This is a genomic window from Sporosarcina sp. PTS2304, from assembly GCF_003351785.1.
Classification (GTDB): domain Bacteria; phylum Bacillota; class Bacilli; order Bacillales_A; family Planococcaceae; genus Sporosarcina.
In genome coordinates, this window is record NZ_CP031230.1 from 3,294,582 (window position 1) to 3,311,915 (window position 17,334).

At 44.0% G+C, this 17,334-nt stretch carries 22 protein-coding genes; 13 read left to right on the forward strand and 9 right to left on the reverse strand.

Features of this window, described 5'->3' with window-relative positions; translation table 11 throughout:
- The first annotated feature begins 15 nt into the window (after nucleotides 1–15).
- The 3 genes from ybaK (at nucleotide 16) to DV702_RS15820 (ending at nucleotide 2,368) form a co-directional block, all read left to right on the forward strand.
- Nucleotides 16–507: a Cys-tRNA(Pro) deacylase gene (gene ybaK, locus DV702_RS15810; RefSeq protein WP_114925621.1), complete on the forward strand. Its 492-nt coding sequence runs from the start codon at nucleotides 16–18 to the stop codon at nucleotides 505–507.
- 65 nt (nucleotides 508–572) lie between these two features.
- Nucleotides 573–1,220 (forward strand): YczE/YyaS/YitT family protein, encoded by a 648-nt coding sequence (locus tag DV702_RS15815; RefSeq protein ID WP_114925966.1) that lies wholly within the window; start codon nucleotides 573–575, stop codon nucleotides 1,218–1,220.
- A 59-nt stretch (nucleotides 1,221–1,279) separates the two neighbouring features.
- Entirely contained in the window at nucleotides 1,280–2,368 is a 1,089-nt protein-coding gene (locus DV702_RS15820; RefSeq protein ID WP_162805842.1) for a hypothetical protein, read from the forward strand.
- Nucleotides 2,369–2,530: 162 nt separating this feature from the next.
- Here DV702_RS15820 and bshB2 read toward each other — a convergent pair whose 3' ends face one another.
- The 3 genes from bshB2 to thiD all read right to left on the reverse strand — a co-directional run bounded on the left by bshB2 (nucleotide 2,531) and on the right by thiD (nucleotide 4,516).
- Nucleotides 2,531–3,202, reverse strand: coding sequence for a bacillithiol biosynthesis deacetylase BshB2 (gene bshB2, locus DV702_RS15825; RefSeq protein ID WP_114925623.1), 672 nt, complete (start codon nucleotides 3,200–3,202; stop codon nucleotides 2,531–2,533).
- A 17-nt stretch (nucleotides 3,203–3,219) separates the two neighbouring features.
- Complete coding sequence (locus DV702_RS15830) at nucleotides 3,220–3,570, reverse strand: YojF family protein (RefSeq protein ID WP_114925624.1); 351 nt, start codon at nucleotides 3,568–3,570, stop codon at nucleotides 3,220–3,222.
- Between the two features lie 112 nt (nucleotides 3,571–3,682).
- On the reverse strand, nucleotides 3,683–4,516 hold the full coding sequence (thiD, locus tag DV702_RS15835; protein ID WP_114925625.1) for a bifunctional hydroxymethylpyrimidine kinase/phosphomethylpyrimidine kinase: 834 nt from the start codon (nucleotides 4,514–4,516) through the stop codon (nucleotides 3,683–3,685).
- Between the two features lie 185 nt (nucleotides 4,517–4,701).
- Here thiD and DV702_RS15840 point away from each other — a divergent pair, with 185 nt between their 5' ends.
- The 5 genes from DV702_RS15840 (at nucleotide 4,702) to DV702_RS15860 (ending at nucleotide 6,972) form a co-directional block, all read left to right on the forward strand.
- Complete coding sequence (locus DV702_RS15840; RefSeq protein ID WP_114925626.1) at nucleotides 4,702–5,364, forward strand: DUF4230 domain-containing protein; 663 nt, start codon at nucleotides 4,702–4,704, stop codon at nucleotides 5,362–5,364.
- 5 nt (nucleotides 5,365–5,369) lie between these two features.
- Nucleotides 5,370–6,062: a uracil-DNA glycosylase gene (locus DV702_RS15845; protein ID WP_114925627.1), complete on the forward strand. Its 693-nt coding sequence runs from the start codon at nucleotides 5,370–5,372 to the stop codon at nucleotides 6,060–6,062.
- Between the two features lie 2 nt (nucleotides 6,063–6,064).
- On the forward strand, nucleotides 6,065–6,241 hold the full coding sequence (locus tag DV702_RS17170; protein ID WP_114925628.1) for a uracil-DNA glycosylase: 177 nt from the start codon (nucleotides 6,065–6,067) through the stop codon (nucleotides 6,239–6,241).
- The gene (locus DV702_RS15855; protein ID WP_114925629.1) at nucleotides 6,238–6,498 is read left to right on the forward strand and encodes a YwdI family protein; all 261 of its coding nucleotides are present in this window, start codon (nucleotides 6,238–6,240) and stop codon (nucleotides 6,496–6,498) included. The genes DV702_RS17170 and DV702_RS15855 overlap by 4 nt, the downstream gene beginning before the upstream one ends.
- Before the next feature lie 93 nt (nucleotides 6,499–6,591).
- Nucleotides 6,592–6,972 (forward strand): DUF423 domain-containing protein, encoded by a 381-nt coding sequence (locus DV702_RS15860; RefSeq protein ID WP_114925630.1) that lies wholly within the window; start codon nucleotides 6,592–6,594, stop codon nucleotides 6,970–6,972.
- A gap of 47 nt (nucleotides 6,973–7,019) precedes the next feature.
- On the opposite strand, the gene DV702_RS15865 is transcribed toward DV702_RS15860, so the two are convergent.
- Together DV702_RS15865 and hemQ are read right to left on the reverse strand one after the other, a co-directional pair.
- Nucleotides 7,020–7,364, reverse strand: coding sequence for a spore coat protein GerQ (locus DV702_RS15865; protein ID WP_114925631.1), 345 nt, complete (start codon nucleotides 7,362–7,364; stop codon nucleotides 7,020–7,022).
- A gap of 1,022 nt (nucleotides 7,365–8,386) precedes the next feature.
- On the reverse strand, nucleotides 8,387–9,136 hold the full coding sequence (hemQ, locus tag DV702_RS15870) for a hydrogen peroxide-dependent heme synthase (RefSeq protein WP_114925632.1): 750 nt from the start codon (nucleotides 9,134–9,136) through the stop codon (nucleotides 8,387–8,389).
- A gap of 215 nt (nucleotides 9,137–9,351) precedes the next feature.
- On the opposite strand from hemQ, the gene pta reads away from it, so the two are divergent.
- Both pta and DV702_RS15880 read left to right on the forward strand, forming a co-directional pair.
- Entirely contained in the window at nucleotides 9,352–10,323 is a 972-nt protein-coding gene (gene pta, locus DV702_RS15875; protein ID WP_114925633.1) for a phosphate acetyltransferase, read from the forward strand.
- A gap of 68 nt (nucleotides 10,324–10,391) precedes the next feature.
- Entirely contained in the window at nucleotides 10,392–11,228 is an 837-nt protein-coding gene (locus DV702_RS15880) for an octanoyl-[GcvH]:protein N-octanoyltransferase (RefSeq protein ID WP_240315647.1), read from the forward strand.
- A gap of 15 nt (nucleotides 11,229–11,243) precedes the next feature.
- On the opposite strand, the gene DV702_RS15885 is transcribed toward DV702_RS15880, so the two are convergent.
- A complete protein-coding gene (locus tag DV702_RS15885; RefSeq protein WP_114925635.1) occupies nucleotides 11,244–11,882 on the reverse strand; it encodes an RsfA family transcriptional regulator in 639 nt (212 codons plus the stop codon).
- Nucleotides 11,883–12,119: 237 nt separating this feature from the next.
- Here DV702_RS15885 and DV702_RS15890 point away from each other — a divergent pair, with 237 nt between their 5' ends.
- Nucleotides 12,120–13,409: an HD domain-containing protein gene (locus DV702_RS15890; protein WP_114925636.1), complete on the forward strand. Its 1,290-nt coding sequence runs from the start codon at nucleotides 12,120–12,122 to the stop codon at nucleotides 13,407–13,409.
- A 17-nt stretch (nucleotides 13,410–13,426) separates the two neighbouring features.
- Nucleotides 13,427–13,933: a YwgA family protein gene (locus tag DV702_RS15895; RefSeq protein WP_114925967.1), complete on the forward strand. Its 507-nt coding sequence runs from the start codon at nucleotides 13,427–13,429 to the stop codon at nucleotides 13,931–13,933.
- A 62-nt stretch (nucleotides 13,934–13,995) separates the two neighbouring features.
- On the opposite strand, the gene DV702_RS15900 is transcribed toward DV702_RS15895, so the two are convergent.
- The gene (locus DV702_RS15900) at nucleotides 13,996–14,181 is read right to left on the reverse strand and encodes a 2-hydroxymuconate tautomerase (RefSeq protein ID WP_114925637.1); all 186 of its coding nucleotides are present in this window, start codon (nucleotides 14,179–14,181) and stop codon (nucleotides 13,996–13,998) included.
- 67 nt (nucleotides 14,182–14,248) lie between these two features.
- On the opposite strand from DV702_RS15900, the gene DV702_RS15905 reads away from it, so the two are divergent.
- Nucleotides 14,249–14,767 carry a YwhD family protein gene (locus DV702_RS15905; RefSeq protein WP_114925638.1) on the forward strand — a complete coding sequence of 173 codons (519 nt, stop codon included), beginning with the start codon at nucleotides 14,249–14,251 and terminating at the stop codon, nucleotides 14,765–14,767.
- Between the two features lie 219 nt (nucleotides 14,768–14,986).
- On the opposite strand, the gene DV702_RS15910 is transcribed toward DV702_RS15905, so the two are convergent.
- Both DV702_RS15910 and DV702_RS15915 read right to left on the reverse strand, forming a co-directional pair.
- Complete coding sequence (locus DV702_RS15910; protein ID WP_114925639.1) at nucleotides 14,987–15,199, reverse strand: hypothetical protein; 213 nt, start codon at nucleotides 15,197–15,199, stop codon at nucleotides 14,987–14,989.
- Nucleotides 15,200–15,213: 14 nt separating this feature from the next.
- Nucleotides 15,214–17,268: a transglycosylase domain-containing protein gene (locus tag DV702_RS15915; RefSeq protein WP_114925968.1), complete on the reverse strand. Its 2,055-nt coding sequence runs from the start codon at nucleotides 17,266–17,268 to the stop codon at nucleotides 15,214–15,216.
- Nucleotides 17,269–17,334 lie beyond the last annotated feature (66 nt).

A 17,334-nucleotide genomic window follows, 5' to 3' on the forward strand; every position in this document is an offset into this window, starting at 1 on the left:
GAGGGGAGTGGACGGATGGCGAAGAAACAGAAGTCTATAAAAACAAACGCTATTCGCATACTAGAAAGCGAAAAAATCCCCCATGAGATGCGGAGCTATGATATAGAAGATGGGCATAATGACGGTCAATCCGTCGCGCATAAAACAAATGAATCTCCCGAACATGTTTATAAAACACTCGTTGCTATGGCGGGTAAAACAGAGCGATTCGTCTTCATCCTGCCTGTAACTGCAGAGCTAGACTTGAAAAAGGCTGCCAAAGCTGCTCAATGCAAAAAAATTGAGATGCTACCCATGAAAGAGCTGACGAAAGAAACGGGCTATGTCCGTGGTGGCTGTTCACCGGTCGGCATGAAAAAAGACTTTCCGACGTTTATTGATCGACAGGCAGAGGTTCTTGAATATTTACTAGTGAGCGCAGGTAAAATAGGCTTGCAGATGAAAGTCGCGCCGAAAGATCTGGCATATATAACGAAAGCAGAATTTGCAGATCTTATCAAAAATTGACGAAACAATCGCACTACTTTCTGTTACAATAGATCATACAACATTAGAAAGAAAGAAGAATGCAAATGCGTAATTTATTAGCTTGGCGATGGATTTTCTTCGTAGGTGGAATGATGATTATGTCGCTTGGCATTTCATTAACAATTAAAGGGAAAGATCTTGGGATTAGCCCGTGGGATGTGCTTCACGTCGGTTTGTTCGAAAAGTTAGGACTGACCATTGGATCGTGGAGTATTATTACAGGCTTTCTCATTGTAACGGTTACTTCCATTGCCATGCGACAGTGGCCAAGAGGCGGGACATGGCTGAATATGATGGTGATCGGTCTGTTCATTGACTTTTTCAACTGGATTTTGCCGGATGCACATTCGTACACTGAACAAATCATATATTTTGTACTCGGCGTGATCGTGGCGGGGTATGGCGTAGGTGTTTACGTTTCACCAAATTTGGGCGCAGGTCCTCGAGATAGTTTAATGTTACTGTTTGTAGATAAGCTAGGGTGGAGTCTACGTGCAGTTCGAACAGCTATCGAAGCGATTGTCGCCTTCATCGGATTTTTGCTCGGGGGTCCAATTGGGATTGGTACATTACTAATCGTAGTATGTTCAGGTCAAATAATCCAAGTGGCTCTGCCGCAATGCCGGAAAGTGTTATTAAAAATCACCAACCAACCAGATGAAACAGCATTATTGAAATACAAACAAGCATAAGCGGAGCCGCTGTGCTTTTTTTATTTGTGCATACATAGAATGCAATGATGAAAGAAAGGATGATTGGCATATACGGACACATGACGGAATACATGGGAACTGCTTATACAGGAAAAGGAATTATGCATAAGTACGATGAATTACTTGAAGGATCAAGGAAGGTGATCTTTTTAAAGTGCTTACCCACCCATGCGTTATCTCAAGTATTGAACGATATGGCCTTATACTTTGTCAAAAAAGGACACAACGTAGATCGCTTCATGAATCCGGGATATGTAGATAAGACAGATGCAGTCTTTGTGAAAGAATTAAGTTTATTTATTTTGCAGGCATCTCATCCCATTTCATTTGAACCAACGGACGTAGGAGGACGTCATCAAGTCTTTTGTTTTTACGACGTGTATCATCAGGAGCAACTGTTCGATCAAACAGACGAAGTGAGTCAGTTAGTAAAAGTGGGAAAAGTATGTTTTGAAAAGTCGATGGTTGCATTAGCGAAAGCGAAAGTTATTCATGACGAGTGGGAAGCAGTAAATATTCAGCGTATGGATTGGGAGAGGCACAGTGCGATGACAGAAGAGCTTAAAGCGACTATTTTCGGGACAATCGAATTAGCCAAGCAAGCGAATACAGCTCATAGAATCATCGGCTCCTTATCCGCCGGCAGCGCACACGACTTCATTCCTTCTATTACGAAGCGATTGAAGCGAAGATTGCTGATTAAAGGATTACCAGGCACAGGGAAGTCCACGATGATGCGCGCGCTCGGAAAAGAAGCAGAAAACAGGGGGATCGATGTCTTGTACGGCTGGTGTGGCTTGGATCCGTCCAGTATAGATTTAGTGCTCTTTCCTGAACTGTCGATAGGATTATTTGACGCAACCAAACCCCACGCCTATGATGCCGAAAGCCCGCGCGACGAACTGGTCGATATCGTCCCCCTCTGCGCAGAAAATGAATTACTCGAACAGCAAATAGACGACATCCGCCAAAGATACCAAAAAACTATCACTACCGCTGGAAATCATATGCAAGTCGCAATGAAATCCCAACACAACGTCCGTGTTCAACTAGATCGCGCACTAAATATCGAAGCCTTTGAAAAGAAGCTACAAGATTTGTATGCGTTGATTAAAACAATGAATTGAGGAGTGTCCGCGCGCTCATAGAACGTCGAGAACCGCTCATAGAACACCAGTTTCCGCTCATAGTCTAAGTCCCAGCGCCCACACCAACCACAAACCCACAACAAAAAGTGCTGAGAACATCAATTGCCTCAGCACTTCTTCTTCCTTCCTATGAACTTTCAATCAATCAAATGAATGAATATAGAATGACTCATAATGAAGCCAATCCAATGCCTCCTGATCTTTCGCGGCCCAGCGTTTCTCCATGTCAGGCAACATCCAAATAGTCTGTGAAGCGTGTGCGCGCAGTGCTGCAATCTTTTTATCTGCCATGTCCGCCACGTTATGCACGACATGTGGTTTACCAAGCACATTCACTGTATTGTTATCAAACGCAACTACGTAGACGACAGGCCGTTCATCTGCAGGAATTCGTTGAACAGCTGCTAATACTGCGGCACCCGTTGCATTGTGGTCAGGGTGTACAGCAAGTGTTGGATGAAACGTAATGACGAGAGAAGGGTTTAGTTCATCAATCAAATCTGTCATTAGTTGAATCAATTTTTCTGGATCTTCAAATTCGATCGTTTTATCGCGTAAGCCCATCATTCGTAAATCTGTTAAACCCATTGCATCACAAGCGTCCAATAATTCCTGCTTGCGTATTTGTGGCAACGTTTCCCTATTGGCGAATGGCGGATTTCCTAGATTCCGTCCCATTTCTCCAAGAGTTAAACAGGCGTAAGTAACCGGGACGTCCATTTCAATATATTTTGAGATTGTTCCCGCCAAACCGAAAGATTCATCGTCGGGATGTGGGTAAACAACCAATACGTGTCGTTCTTTTTGTATCATATGAAAAGCTCCCTTCATTAGTAAGCGAATGGTGTTTCGCTAATTTCCAGCGCGACTGCAAGTTTGCCGTCTGGACCAAGGCCCGCCATTAACAGACGCTGATGCTCGTCCAATGTGTAATGCGTAATACCTTGCGCATAAATCCAGCCACTAGGCAGTTTTAGTCCGATGCGATGAGGGGAGTCACCTGTAACTTTTCCAAGTTCATAGCGAATGATAATGTTGCGGATAAACGCACCCGCATTGAAAAAGCCTTCTTGAAAATGAGAAGCATACGATCCATTCGTCGTTTCTAAATGTATGTACACATCTTTATTGGCAAAGGAGTCCAGTATCTCCTGTAAATGATTCACTTCAACGGTTTGCATATTCATCCTCCTCATATAATAGTAGTATATAGAAAGTCCCGTATGAATGCGATTGGATGGCTCGCGGAAAAAGCCAGAAAAAGATTCCTGGCTTCTTGCGTACGGTCGGAAATTACACTTCTGTTATCTTTACTTGCGGTGTATCGAATTGACTTTTTGCTCCATGCATGACCGGTCCCACGTAGTCATTGAGTTTCCAGCCGTGGGTAATGGCGGAGGTGACAAATTGTTTCGCTTCCACCACAGCATCTTTAATCTGCATGCCATTCGCCAAATTTGCGGTAATGGCGGCTGCAAACGTACAGCCGGCACCGTGATTATAATGTGTATCTGCTTTTTCGGCTTCCAATAAAGTGAACGTCTCGCCGTCATAAAATAAATCCACGGCAGCGGGGTGATCCAGTTGCTTCCCGCCTTTAATCACTACATTACGAGAGCCGAGAGCATGGATTTTCTGCGCGGCTTGCTTCATTTCATCGATCGTTTTTGGTGTTTTCATACTTGCCAATTGACCGGCTTCAAATAAATTTGGAGTGACGATTTCCGCTTTCGGTACTAAATAACGAATCATCGCATCTGTATTTCCGGGGTTGAGCACTTCATCTTCGCCTTTACATACCATGACAGGGTCGATGACTACATGATCTAAACCAGACTCATCGATAGCTTCACCGGCAGTACGAATGATTTCTTCCGTACTTAGCATCCCCGTTTTAATCGCATCAATTCCCGTAGACAAAGCCGTTTTCACTTGAGCTTTTACTACATCAATAGGCAACGAATACACATTATGCGCCCAGTTGTTATCAGGATCCATCGTAACAACGACTGTAATAGCAGTCATGCCATACGTGCCATGCTCTTGAAACGTCTTTAAATCTGCTTGAATTCCAGCCCCGCCTGACGTATCAGATCCTGCAATCGTTAAAGTCTTCTTCAATTCCATTACAAAACGTCCCCTTCACTTGCCAAATTTTCTTGTAATTTATTTTATATCACAAATCGGTGAAATACAAATCAATGATGTCGAGTATTTTTACAAGGGAAGGCGAAACCTAATGGGCTGTTGAACGTACAGATAGAAAGAGTACGTGTCACTCCCTGCACTTCTAGAAAGAAAGGATGTGACGTATGAGTAAACGTAAACCTGGTCTTCTCCACCTTGCTTTCACGTTATGGTCTTCTTGGAAAAAAACGTATATTCTTGTTATTTTATTACTAGCAGTTGCTCTTATTATCCTTCCGATTATCGGTTTTCATCTAATGAAGCTCGGTTCCACATACGCGGAGCAAAAAGGAGCGTTCATCGAGCGTGTGCAAGAGCTGCAGGAACTGACAACGGCACAAGCGTATACGAAAGTACTTGTGGAGAGGACGGACAATGAACTGTTCGGCCAAAGCATTGGGGTGAATTTTCCGGGGACAAAGCGAAATGTATTAGTTGTCATTCCGGGCTCTGTCAAAGCAGGGGTTGATCTTGGGGGACTGAAGGAAGAGGATATGAAAATAGAGGAGTCCAGTAAGCATATTCACTTAATGCTTCCGACAGCGCAGTTTTTCGGTGGAGCTGAAATATATTTCGATCAAGTGGAAGTGTACTCGATCAAAGGATTATTTCGCGGAAAAGCGGATATACAAGAAGCATATGAACTGGCGAATGAAGCAAAAGCATTAATTATAGAAGAAGCATCGGCGCAAGGGGTGCTTCAGTCAGCTGAACGCAATGCAGTGAAGACGCTACAAGATATGTTTTCATTTGCGGGGTACACAGTAGAAATTGAATTCAAGGAGTGAAACAGATGAATCCACAATTCCATAATGATTGGGACACAGTACTGGCGAAGGAGTTTAGCAAGCCGTATTACCAAACATTACGCAAGTTTTTACAATCTGAATACGCTACGCATGAAATCTATCCACAAATGACAAATATGTGGACTGCCTTCGAGCTAACACCGTACCATGAAGTTAAAGTAGTCATTCTCGGACAGGATCCATATCACGGCCCCAATCAAGCGCATGGATTGAGTTTCTCTGTACAGTCGAATGTCAAAACACCGCCGAGTTTGCGCAATATATTTAAAGAGATGGCAGATGATCTCCATGTTCCGATTCCTGAAAGTGGAACCTTGACAGGATGGGCGAAACAAGGTGTATTATTACTAAATACCGTATTAACTGTGCGTGAAGGAGCAGCGGCTTCACATCGGGGCAAAGGCTGGGAATTGTTTACAGATGAAGTAATACGTAAACTGTCTGTACGCAGGGAACCGATTGTTTTCATTTTGTGGGGAAGGCATGCCCAAGAAAAGGCGGCTTTGATTAATCGGAGAAGACATGCAATTATAGAATCACCGCATCCGAGTCCATTCAGCGCATCACGCGGCTTCTTTGGCAGTCGTCCATTTTCGAAAACAAATGCGTATTTGCGAGAGTGGGGCAAACAGCCGATAGATTGGTCTAGTAGTGTAGCGGATAGAAAGGAAGTGTAGAAATGGCAGTCAATTGCTTTGAATGCATATACTTTTTCACGACATGGGAACCTCAAAATCCAAGAGGGTGTAAGGCGTATGGTTTTAAAACAAAAATGTTGCCGTCCGTCGTAGTGAAGCAGTCTTCGGGGATGGAATGTATGAAGTTTGAACCGAAAAAAGGAGTGAGATTGCGATGATTTCATCCGATCAAGTATTATTGGAAATCGAGCAACAACTACATCATGCAAAACAAACGAGAAATGAACAGTCACGAAGAGAGGCGATTGCAGCTGTTCGTTCGTTATGCAATGTGCTGTTGAGTGAAGAAGCACCAAGTCAGCCCGTGCCGATTCAACTCAGTTCGCCTCAAGCGTCCGCACCGACCCCTATGACGTTTGGCGAACGGCCGTTGCAAGAAGCAGATGCGAATGGAGAATCTCTATTTGACTTTTAAGCGCCACAAAGCGTTCGAAAATCACTTAGTTTACAGTCGCTCTGTATGATAAACTGAAAGATACTATGTATTTGGTAGAAAGAAGGAATTGTCATGCCGTTTTTTATTATTGCGGGTGCGATTAATGCAGCGATTGCTGTTGGATGCGGTGCGTTTGGTGCACATGCGTTGAAAGATCGCTTATCCGAACACTATTTAGCCATTTGGGAGACTGCTGTGCAATACCAGATGTTCCATGCGATCGGTTTGTTGGCTATAGGAATTTTAATGAGCAGCTCTTTACTTGGTCCTTCTGCGCAATTGTCGTGGTCGGGATATTTACTACTTATCGGAATCATCGTTTTCTCCGGCAGTTTATATGCACTCAGCCTATCAGGTGTCGGGATATTAGGAGCGATTACTCCTATCGGTGGCGTCGCGTTTATTGCGGGTTGGATTCTGTTAATTATCGCAACTCTTAAATTTGCTCAATAAATGACGCATGAAAAACCGTTCACAATTACGTGAACGGTTTTTTACGATTATGGTTGCTGATCGAAGTAACTCAACTCTTCATTGAACTCCGCGTAATCGAAGTAAATCATCGGGAAAAGGAAACGACGACCTGTTTTTGCTTCACTTAAAATTACGTGATCCCGTCCTGCAGCTTCTACCATGCCCGCTACCGACTTTGTATTCTTACCTGCTTCAATCGCATGCTCAAATGAAAAATGGAAAATGCCTGGCTTGCCTCTGTTTAAGCGTAAAATATTTTCAATGTACGATTGCTCTCTGAACGGAGGGGTAGTCGGTGTGGCACCGGTAAATGCTCCTTGCGGTGTAACCATTTGTTGCTGGCCATAGCCTGGATAATAATATTGAACCATTTCAACATCCTTTCTAGAGTGGTTAGGTAGTTGGGTAGTTTCGTTCGGAAGCAAAGTTCAGCCGATGTAAAACCCCCTTGTGGCTATTCTATGTATGTGATGGAGTTGGTATGATAACTATTTCCGAAGGCGAGGGAAGTACGTTAAGCGTTGACTTGGAATGTTTTGCGGTTTAAACGAAATTAGTGTTCGTCCATGAAAGTAGAACGTTGAATAGAGTGACGCTGACTTAGAGTATCATACGGCTTGCGCTTCACTCGCAAAAGCCGTCCTTCGCTACGGCTTTCCTTAATCCTCCTGGGAGTCGATCGTCTGTAAGCTCCAAGCCGAACTTTGTGTATGTAAGACAGTTTGATAGCTCTTTGTAGGTAGTGAAAACCAAGTAGATCTGTCTAATATGATGTGATCGCTTTTGAAGTTAGATAACGGTGAAGTGTGGTTAGCCACTATGACAGTTTCGTTGAATTGAGAAAAAAAGTATGACTTTATATGTATTCAGTCAGGCGATCCGTATCTTCACCCACACTGTTCAGGAAGCGTAACTTACCATACTCTATTTCTGGACGAACACTAACTAACTTCCCGACACAAACTCAAGGATTCTCCCGGAAGAACCGGTGACTCCTGGAGGATCAGGGTGACAGGCGTAATCGCCAACGCACTTTTGGCGAGTCCGCCGCGCCCCCTCAGGAAAGCGTCCGGTTCTGTAGGGAGAATCCTAGCACGTACACTATTTTTCTGCACCGCACTGGAGAAGTCACTTACTCCATTCTAAATTTTGGACGAACCCCAACTGTCTTCCCAACACAAAGTCAAGGATTCTCCCGGAAGAACCGGCGACTCCTGGAGGATCAGGGTGACAGGCGTAATCGCCAACGCACTTTTGGCGAGTCCGCCGCGCCCCCTCAGGAAAGCGTCCGGTTCTGTAGGGAGAATCCTACACGTACACTACTTTTCTGCACCACACTGGAGAGATCACTTACTCCACTTCGAACAATCAACAAGCACGTGTGAAAAACGTATTACACTTCAAAGAATGAAGCGCGCTTGTCGCCTTCTAAAATGGTACCGATGAAGAAAGAACCGAACACGCCGTAACGTGCACTCACTTCATCAAAACGCATTTCGTAGACAAGTTTCTTAAACTGCAACACGTCATCCGAGAACAATGTCACACCCCACTCATAATCATCAAAACCGACAGAACCCGAAATGATTTGCTTCACTTTTCCAGCGTAACCGCGACCAATCATACCGTGACTGCGCATTAAACTCTTGCGATCATCCATATCTAGCATATACCAGTTATCTTCGCCTTCACGCTTTTTGTCCATTGGATAGAAACAAACATATTGACTACGTGGCAGTTCAGGGTACAAACGTCCGCGGACATATGGATTTTGATACGGATCTTCGTCAGATTCACCCGCTAAATAGTTAGAAAGCTCAACAACGGAAACGTAAGAGTACGCAGGAATCGTGTAATCCGCAATCGTTAGTTTATTGAACTCTGCTTCTAGTTGCTGTAGCTCGTCCATCGTTGGTCGTAATGTCATTAGCATGAAATCTGCCTTTTGCCCAACAACTGTATAAAAAGCATGACTGCCTGTTTTCGCTTCGTCGGCTTCATTCAGGCGCTCTAAAAACTGCAAAAATTCGTTCACTGCTGCTTGACGTTCTTCTTTCGAGATTAATTTCCAAGAAGCCCAGTCCATCGTTCTAAAATCGTGAAGTACATACCAACCGTCTAATGTAATAGCTGCTTCATTCACTTGAATTCAGTCTCCTTTTAAATCAAAATACGTTCTTTTTTCAGTGTATCACAAACCGACTTTAGACGGTAAGCATAAAGGTAACGCACTTGTCGGCTATGACAAATTTGTGCAACTAAGGAAAAGGTATCAGAAATTTTAGAAATTCCTAGTGAATTATGTAATGATTTCAGGTATGATGAATAGGAAAAACTAACAAAGGGTGGGAATTACACATGGCAGATCTTTTTGATGGAATCCGAGCAGCACTAGAAGGTAAGGGGAAAACAATCGTATTACCTGAAGGAGAAGACGTACGCATTCTCGAAGCAGCTGTACACTTGAAACAAGAAGGCATTGTGACACCGGTTTTATTGGGGAATGAAGCGGCTGTCAAAAAAGCAGCAGAAGAGGGCGGTTTCGATATTTCTGAGATTGAGTTGATCGATCCTGCAAGCGCTTCCTATTTTGATGAGTTGGCTGAAAAGTTTGTAGAGCGTCGTGCGGGCAAGGCGACAATCGAGCAAGCGCGCGAGCAAGTGAAAGATGTGAACTACTTCGGTACGATGATGATCTACACAGGACGCGTTGATGGGCTAGTGAGCGGAGCAGCCCACTCCACAGCGGATACAGTACGTCCTGCATTACAGATTATTAAAACGAAGCCAGGCATTTCAAGAACGAGCGGCGCATTCATCATGATGAAAGGTGAAGAGCGTTTAATTTTTGCGGATTGTGCAATTACAGTCAATCCTACAGCTAAAGAGTTGGCTGAGATTGCGGTAGAGAGCACGAAAACAGCTACAGCATTCGGTATCGATCCGCGTGTAGCCATGCTTTCATTCTCTACAAAAGGGTCTGCGGTAACAGAAGAGACAGAAAAAGTAGTAGAAGCAGCGAAAATCGCACAAGAACTAGCGCCTGAGCTTTCAATCGATGGTGAATTCCAGTTCGATGCAGCGTACGTTCCAAGCGTAGCAGCGAAAAAGGCACCTGAATCCGTTATTAAAGGAGACGCAAATGTCTTCATTTTCCCTACATTGGATGCAGGAAACATCGGCTACAAACTAACAGAACGTCTAGGCGGCTACGAAGCAATCGGACCCATCTTGCAAGGCTTGAATGGACCGGTCAATGACTTGTCTCGCGGATGTTCTGCGGAAGACGTGTATAAACTGTCTCTTATTACAGCAGCTCAAAGTTTATAACAGCTTGCTATTAAAACTGATATACTAGCTTAGCATCTACATCATGAACACTAATGGGAGAGCTAGACATGTCACAAGATAAAAATTTATTATATCAACCGGCCTGGCGTTTTATCGATGAATCCATTACGGCACGCAGTCGATCTGCGCTAGAGTCATTTGCGATGGATGATACGCTATGCCAATTAGTCGGCCAGCAAAAAAGTGTGCCTGTCGTCAGAACGTGGGTGCATAATCGCACGATCGTCCTCGGCATTCAAGATCACCGGATGCCTTTTATAGGGCAAGCGATCGAAGAGATTGAACGTAAAGGCTATCAGGCAATTGTGCGCAACTCTGGTGGTCTGGCAGTTGTACTCGACGAAGGAGTGCTGAATATTTCCCTACTCTTTACTGAGCAAAAGTCGTCAATTGATATTCCCGTAGGTTATGAAGCAATGGTATCGTTCGTGAAGCTATTATTTCCAGAGTTGGGTGAACAGATTGAAGCCTATGAAATTGTCGGATCCTATTGTCCGGGTTCGTATGATTTAAGTGTGGCAGGCAAGAAATTTGCGGGTATTTCTCAGCGTCGATTACGGCAAGGAGTAGCGGTGCAAGTATACCTCTGCATTGAAGGCAGTGGAGCTGAGCGTGCTGAACGAATCCGTGACGTTTACGAAACTGGCTTGCAGGGACAGCCGACGAAATTCAGCTATCCTGTCATTCAGCCTGAAGTAATGGCTTCATTATCCGAAGTTTTAGGCACACCATTAACTGTCAATGAAGTGATCATTCGCTTGCAACTGCTATTGCGGTCGTTAACAGATGATGTGCGGCAAGATGGGTTAACTGATGAGGAATTAGAACTTTACGGCTTTTATTTGCGACGTGTCGTCGAGCGCAATCAGAAAATGTTATCATAAAAAAAGAGCTGCCAATCAATGACTGATTGGCGGCTCTTTTGATGATACTAGATTACCATTGGGCTCCATCTTAAAGACGGGTGCTACGTGCTCACTTTCTTCGTTAAGAGCAATGAGTCTACGGGCGCGGTTCATAATTTGCACGAATTGTTCATAGTCATCTTTTAATGTACGATTCTCTTTTTTCAACTCTTCCAATTCGGCTTCCAATGTTTTTAGTTGTTCTGTAGCGGTTTTCGCAGTCTGTCTCCAACGAAGTGCATCCGTATCTGCACCGCCGTTATGATGCATGCGGATTAAATATGCGATCACTGTATCCAGAGATAATGCAGATAGAGGAACTTGGATCTTTTCCTGTCCGTCTCCGCTAGCATCTGCACTGTACAGCGCCTGATTGCGTCTTTTAAAATCAGTCCCCAGTACGCGTAATGTCTGCTTTCTCTCTTTCTTTGCTTCTGACAACTCTCCCTCGTATTCTTGCCGCACCACAGCATTCCACCGAAATCCACAAGCAGCAGCTGTTCGATTTAAAGCGTCACCTACTTCCTCGAATGCACTTAACTGCGTACTACCTTCCCTCACATGCCGTAATACCGTGTCTGCCAATAACTGATCATCTTGTTCCAACCATGCGTCTTGTCTAACTTTCACCATCTCCATGCCTCCTGTCTTGTACTCTCTTTCTACTGCCATTATGGACAGTTCGTAAAACTTTTATTCAGAGACTGCTAAAATTCTATTTATCCTCACCGGCAGAAGTGCCTGCGAGACTGGTATGTAGCGCTAGTGTTGTGGTGATTTTTATGAACCAGCCGAAAATCCGTCATAGAGTCTATGTCACGTTGCGTCGATTTTTGGTATACTGGAACGAATGAAGGTTGAGGTGAAAGCATGGCGTACCAAAACGAAAAACTACCTGAAGAGAAAGTATTTAAAGATCCAGTGCATCGTTACATACACGTCCGGGATCGTGTCATATGGGACGTCATCAATACGCGTGAGTTCCAACGATTACGCAGAATCCGTCAACTCGGCACGACGTATCTCGTCTTCCATGGAGCAGAACATAGCCGTTTCCAGCACTCTCTAGGGGTATACGAAATTGTTCGCCGAATTATCGATACAGGTTTTAGTAGCCGGGCCGAATGGGATGAAGAACAAAGGCTAGTCACATTATGTGCAGCACTTTTGCACGACTTAGGACATGGTCCGTTTTCTCACGCATTCGAAAAAGTATTCAATTTAGATCACGAGCAATTCACCCAGCAGATTTTATTGGAACAAACAGAGGTCCACGAAGTGTTGAGTAGAGTAGCTCCGGATTTCCCGCAAAAAGTCGCTGATGTTATTGCGAAAACATATCCTGACAAACTAGTCGTGAGTTTGATTTCCAGCCAAATCGATGCAGATCGGATGGATTATTTACAACGTGATGCGTATTACACGGGCGTTTCGTACGGTCATTTCGATATGGAACGCATTTTACGTGTCATGCGACCGACGGAAGATCAAGTCGTTATAAAAGACAGCGGCATGCACGCAGTCGAGGACTACATCATGAGCCGGTACCAAATGTATTGGCAAGTGTATTTCCATCCCGTATCTCGCAGTGCGGAAGTTATTTTAATTAAAATTTTGCATCGGGCTAGACACTTATACGAAACGGGCTATACATTTGCACAAGAGCCACATCATTTCGTATCATTTTTCAAAAAAGAGTTTCAGCTGAAACAATATATAGCGCTCGATGAAAGTGTATTGCTGATGTATTTCCAGCTGTGGATGGAAGAAGAAGATGAGATTCTCGCAGATTTATGTGATCGTTTTGTCAATCGCCGTCTGTTCCAATATGCAGAATTCGATCCAGCCTCTCAATATATGAAGTTCGGTGAATTAGTGAAATTATTCCAGCAAGCGGGTCTTGATCCAGAGTATTATTTAGTAACGGACTCCTCATCGGATCTGCCATATGATTTCTATCGTCCAGGCGAAGAAAGCGAGCGTGTACCAATCTATCTTCAAATGAAAAATGGAGATTTACGTGAACTGTCCCGGATGTCAGACGTTGTCGATGCGATCTCAGGAAAACGCAGAACAGACCACAAAATTTATTATCCAGAAGATCGTCTAGTGAATGGCAATCCGTTGCATGAAGAGATTTTGGAATTGTTAAGAGGGTAAGAAAGGGGTTGCGCGAATTGCTGCAAGAGCATGCGAAAATCGTACAGTTTGTCTCATTGGCAAATGAAGTAAATGGCCGCAAAAAAATGCAAAAAATGGTGTATATATTAAAAAAGATGAACTTCCCATTCGTAGAAAAGTACGAGCTTCATATGTATGGGCCGTATTCAGAGGAATTGACGTTACGCGTGGAAGAACTATGTGAGATGGGTTTTTTAGCCGAACGTTTTGAAGATAAAGGATCCTATAAGCAATATTGCTATCAAGTAACAGAGGAAGGTTCGATGTTCGTCAGTACCGCCGCCGAACCGCGAACGCAAATGTCAGATTGCATCAAACGACTTAACAGCAAGTCCTCTCGTTTCCTCGAGTTAGTTTCGACTCTGCTATTTTTCGATCAGTTGGACAAGCAAGAGCAAATCGAGAAAGTTCGGATCGTGAAGAATAAACTAAATTTCAGCGAAGCAGAAATGGATCAAGCTTTTGAATTCATTGAAGAGTTACAAGCAGTTTCTGCAGGCTAAAGCAATAGTATTTCTGATTCACATATAAAAAGGATTCTCACGAAGAGAATCCTTTTGTTTGATTACTTATCGCTTTCTCTAACGCCGCTAGTAGAAAAATTATCTTTTGACATTTCTTCAATGTAGACGCTAATTCTTTCCACTGGTGCTCCTGATGTTTCGGAAACAGCTTGTGTGACCTTTTCACAAAGCGCTCGTTTCTGTTCATCTGTGCGGCCTTCTAACATTTTTACAGTTACAAATGGCATTTTACTTCCTCCTTAGCAGAAAATTCAGGTATAGTACTTATAATAACAGAGATAGAGGTGGATTTACATGGCGAATGAGCAAAACGCGAAACCGAAGTTAGGTTTTACAATTATTAAAAATGACCCTACAGATGGCCATAAAGGGTTTGGCATTGGATCTTTGTCACTGGAAAACATTTCTCCTGTCATCATCGATGTGGAAGCAGGGACTGCGCAAGTCGAAATGGGAGCGATGCATGCCCGCAGCGATACAGAGCGCGGCATAAAATTCACGACCAATCGTGAAGATTCAGAGGGCGGAAAACCTTATTGGCTCGTCTGGGTAACTATTGATTACCGCGAAGAAGGCCCATACTACGCAGGTGTCACAGCATGCGAAATGGTCGTTAACCGTGAAAAGCGCCGAGGCTACAAAATATTAGCTGATCACGTAAACCGCATGGATAAATCAATGAAGCGCAACATTATAGTAGATATAATGGATGACCGATCTAAAGCTATTTTAGCGGACTTTTTAAAGAACCATAATGCAGAACTATGGGAACGCAGTAAACCGGAATTGCATGAAGGTTTGCGCACAGAATAAAGATTTATTCCAGCCAGGTTCCAATCAAATAAGTCAAAGATGTGACAAATTATTTTGTCGTCTCTTTGAGGTTGAATGTCGGCATGAAACGAAGTAAACTGAACATACAGCTTTGCTGCTGTGATCTAGGACAACTGGCGCACATACGACTTGTTTGATGAAACCACAAAACCCAAGCGGGCGGATTCATTCAGTTCATGTACGGCAGTCAAAAAGACCTTACCCTCCGCGGATTCGGGGAGTAAGGTCTTTTTCAATTGTAGCGAGTATAGTGTCTCCGCTCATAGCCCGCGCCGTTGCGCTCATAGAACCCATCTCCGCGCTCATAGCCCGCGCCACCGCGCTCATAGAACCCATCTCCGCGCTCATAGCCCGCGCCGTTGCGCTCATAGAACCCATCTCCGCGCTCATAGCCCACGCCACCGCGCTCATACAAACTACCCTCCTTACTCAAAAAATGAAAATGGAAATAACTCTAACTTCGAATTCTCTTCCTTCCCGCTATGCTGCTCTCTCAATGAACGATCAGTACATAACTTCTTCGGCACATCTTTATCCTTCACATACACTAACCGCTGCTTCGGGCATTCATTGACTGCAACACCGCCTGTTTCGATATCTACCACGACGCTTTGGACTCCTTTGGGAGGGAGAAAAGGTTCAGGCGCTGTGCCTGCGTGGACGGCTTCCATGAAATCAATCCAAATCTTTTTAGAAACTGCCTTGTCCTCTAAGCCCTCCAACTGTTTTCCCCGATCGAAACCTGTCCAAATTCCGGCGGTTACTGTTGGAGTGAAGCCGATTAAATATTGATCGGAAATAGTAGTGCCGGATTTTGCTGCGTACGGTCGAGTTTGCTTCGGCCGCATAGACAAGCCGGTTGCTGATAAATAGTCGCTAAATACCGGATCAAACATGCCTGTCATTAAGTGGGTGAGCACAAAAGCGTCTTGGACAGACAAGATCTGCTTCGGTTTCTTCTTCGGGTGTTCATAGATGACTTTGCCAGTAGAATCAGTAATCGACAAAATCATATGAGGTTCTACTTGCAACCCCGTAGAAGCAATTCGGTTGTAGGCAGTGGTCATTTCCAAAAGTGTCACATCTGATGTTCCGAGCGCCACTGCGGGAGATTCGGGAAACGTCACGTCAATCCCGAGACGCTGCGCCATTTTTGTGTAATGTGTATATCCAACGCTTTCCAACGTCTTTACGGCATAAATATTGTCTGAAATCGCCAGTGCTTGCGCCAATGAAATCGGCTTCGCTGCGAACTCTCCATTAATATTGCTCGGTTCATACGTAGAACGTCCTTCATCATACGTAAATAACGTCTTTTCTGCCGTCATAAATGTTAAAGGATTAAATCCGTCTTCCAGTGCAGCTGCATATAAAATCGGCTTCATAGCGGAACCTGGTTGGCGTTTCGCTTGTGTCACACGGTTAAATGAACTGTCCCCAAAGTTTACACCGCCTACCATAGACGTAATAAATCCTGTATTCGCCGCCATCGATACAAATCCAATTTGCAATTCGTTTGCAGGCATCCATTGTTGAATGACTTCTTCAGCTGTTTTTTGATGTTGCTGATTCAAAGTCGTACGAATCGTCCATCCACCTTCTGCCGGAACGCGACCTTTAGCTTCTAAAATATCTTCCGCTTGTTGCCACGCTGCATCCAGAAAATAAGGTGCTACTCGTTTTGTATCTTCCCAACTTTCCGTTTTCAACACAATTTTTTCCGCGACGGCCCGTTCCTTTTGAGATGCTGTAATGAAGTCACCTTTCTCCATTAAATTCAATACTAACAGTTGCCGATTCCTAGACTTTTCCGGGTTAGCCAATGGAGAATAAATGGAAGGTCCTTTCGCAATCGCCGCAATTGTAGCCGCCTCTTCAAGCGTCAACTCCTTCGCCGCTTTCGAAAAATAAAAGCGACTGGCAGCTTCCACCCCGTACATTCCGTGCCCAAAGTACACCGTATTCAAATAACCTTCTAAAATCGTTTCTTTATCATAAAAAACTTCCAGACGATAGGCGAACAACGCTTCATGAATTTTTCGTGTCCATGATTTTTCGTGCGTCAAATATAAATTTCGCGCATATTGCTGTGTGATCGTACTGGCACCTTGCGCTTTACTCATCGTCTTGACGTCTTTAAGCACAGCCCCCGCAATCCGTTTATAATCAAATCCATGATGCGAATAAAATTTCTGATCTTCTGTTGCGACGAAAGCGTCTGCCAAAAATGGGGACATATCCGCTAACTTCATCCAATAACGGCGTTGCTGGGAAAAGTGGTCGCCAATTTGATGGCCGTTATGATCCAAAAACAATGATGCCTTTGGAACACTCAATGATGGAGCGCCTAGCAGTTGGGCATAGAGCCGTAACGCAATCATTACGGTGACAGTCGCTGTTATTAACATAATAGAAAGAGAAAGAACGAGTTTCTTCCATTTCTTTTGGTTCGTAGATTTTATATAGTCGGTACGTTTCATCATGCATCACATCCCGTTTCATTCAGTATCTTTTGACAGTATGGGATGGATTCAAACGGATTAAAC

Excerpts from the sequence above, each read along its gene's own strand:
- DV702_RS15885 (WP_114925635.1), bottom strand. The coding sequence starts at position 11,882 with ATGGTGAAAGTTAGACAAGACGCATGGTTGGAACAAGATGATCAGTTA.
- DV702_RS15890 (WP_114925636.1), top strand. The coding sequence starts at position 12,120 with ATGGCGTACCAAAACGAAAAACTACCTGAAGAGAAAGTATTTAAAGAT.
- DV702_RS15820 (WP_162805842.1), top strand. The coding sequence starts at position 1,280 with ATGATTGGCATATACGGACACATGACGGAATACATGGGAACTGCTTAT.
- DV702_RS15915 (WP_114925968.1), bottom strand. The coding sequence starts at position 17,268 with ATGAAACGTACCGACTATATAAAATCTACGAACCAAAAGAAATGGAAG.
- ybaK (WP_114925621.1), top strand. The coding sequence starts at position 16 with ATGGCGAAGAAACAGAAGTCTATAAAAACAAACGCTATTCGCATACTA.
- DV702_RS15830 (WP_114925624.1), bottom strand. The coding sequence starts at position 3,570 with ATGCAAACCGTTGAAGTGAATCATTTACAGGAGATACTGGACTCCTTT.
- DV702_RS15865 (WP_114925631.1), bottom strand. The coding sequence starts at position 7,364 with ATGGTTCAATATTATTATCCAGGCTATGGCCAGCAACAAATGGTTACA.
- DV702_RS15845 (WP_114925627.1), top strand. The coding sequence starts at position 5,370 with ATGAATCCACAATTCCATAATGATTGGGACACAGTACTGGCGAAGGAG.
- DV702_RS15815 (WP_114925966.1), top strand. The coding sequence starts at position 573 with ATGCGTAATTTATTAGCTTGGCGATGGATTTTCTTCGTAGGTGGAATG.
- thiD (WP_114925625.1), bottom strand. The coding sequence starts at position 4,516 with ATGGAATTGAAGAAGACTTTAACGATTGCAGGATCTGATACGTCAGGC.
- DV702_RS15880 (WP_240315647.1), top strand. The coding sequence starts at position 10,392 with ATGTCACAAGATAAAAATTTATTATATCAACCGGCCTGGCGTTTTATC.
- DV702_RS15840 (WP_114925626.1), top strand. The coding sequence starts at position 4,702 with ATGAGTAAACGTAAACCTGGTCTTCTCCACCTTGCTTTCACGTTATGG.
- DV702_RS15905 (WP_114925638.1), top strand. The coding sequence starts at position 14,249 with ATGGCGAATGAGCAAAACGCGAAACCGAAGTTAGGTTTTACAATTATT.
- pta (WP_114925633.1), top strand. The coding sequence starts at position 9,352 with ATGGCAGATCTTTTTGATGGAATCCGAGCAGCACTAGAAGGTAAGGGG.
- bshB2 (WP_114925623.1), bottom strand. The coding sequence starts at position 3,202 with ATGATACAAAAAGAACGACACGTATTGGTTGTTTACCCACATCCCGAC.
- DV702_RS15855 (WP_114925629.1), top strand. The coding sequence starts at position 6,238 with ATGATTTCATCCGATCAAGTATTATTGGAAATCGAGCAACAACTACAT.
- DV702_RS17170 (WP_114925628.1), top strand. The coding sequence starts at position 6,065 with ATGGCAGTCAATTGCTTTGAATGCATATACTTTTTCACGACATGGGAA.
- DV702_RS15900 (WP_114925637.1), bottom strand. The coding sequence starts at position 14,181 with ATGCCATTTGTAACTGTAAAAATGTTAGAAGGCCGCACAGATGAACAG.
- DV702_RS15860 (WP_114925630.1), top strand. The coding sequence starts at position 6,592 with ATGCCGTTTTTTATTATTGCGGGTGCGATTAATGCAGCGATTGCTGTT.
- DV702_RS15910 (WP_114925639.1), bottom strand. The coding sequence starts at position 15,199 with ATGAGCGCGGTGGCGTGGGCTATGAGCGCGGAGATGGGTTCTATGAGC.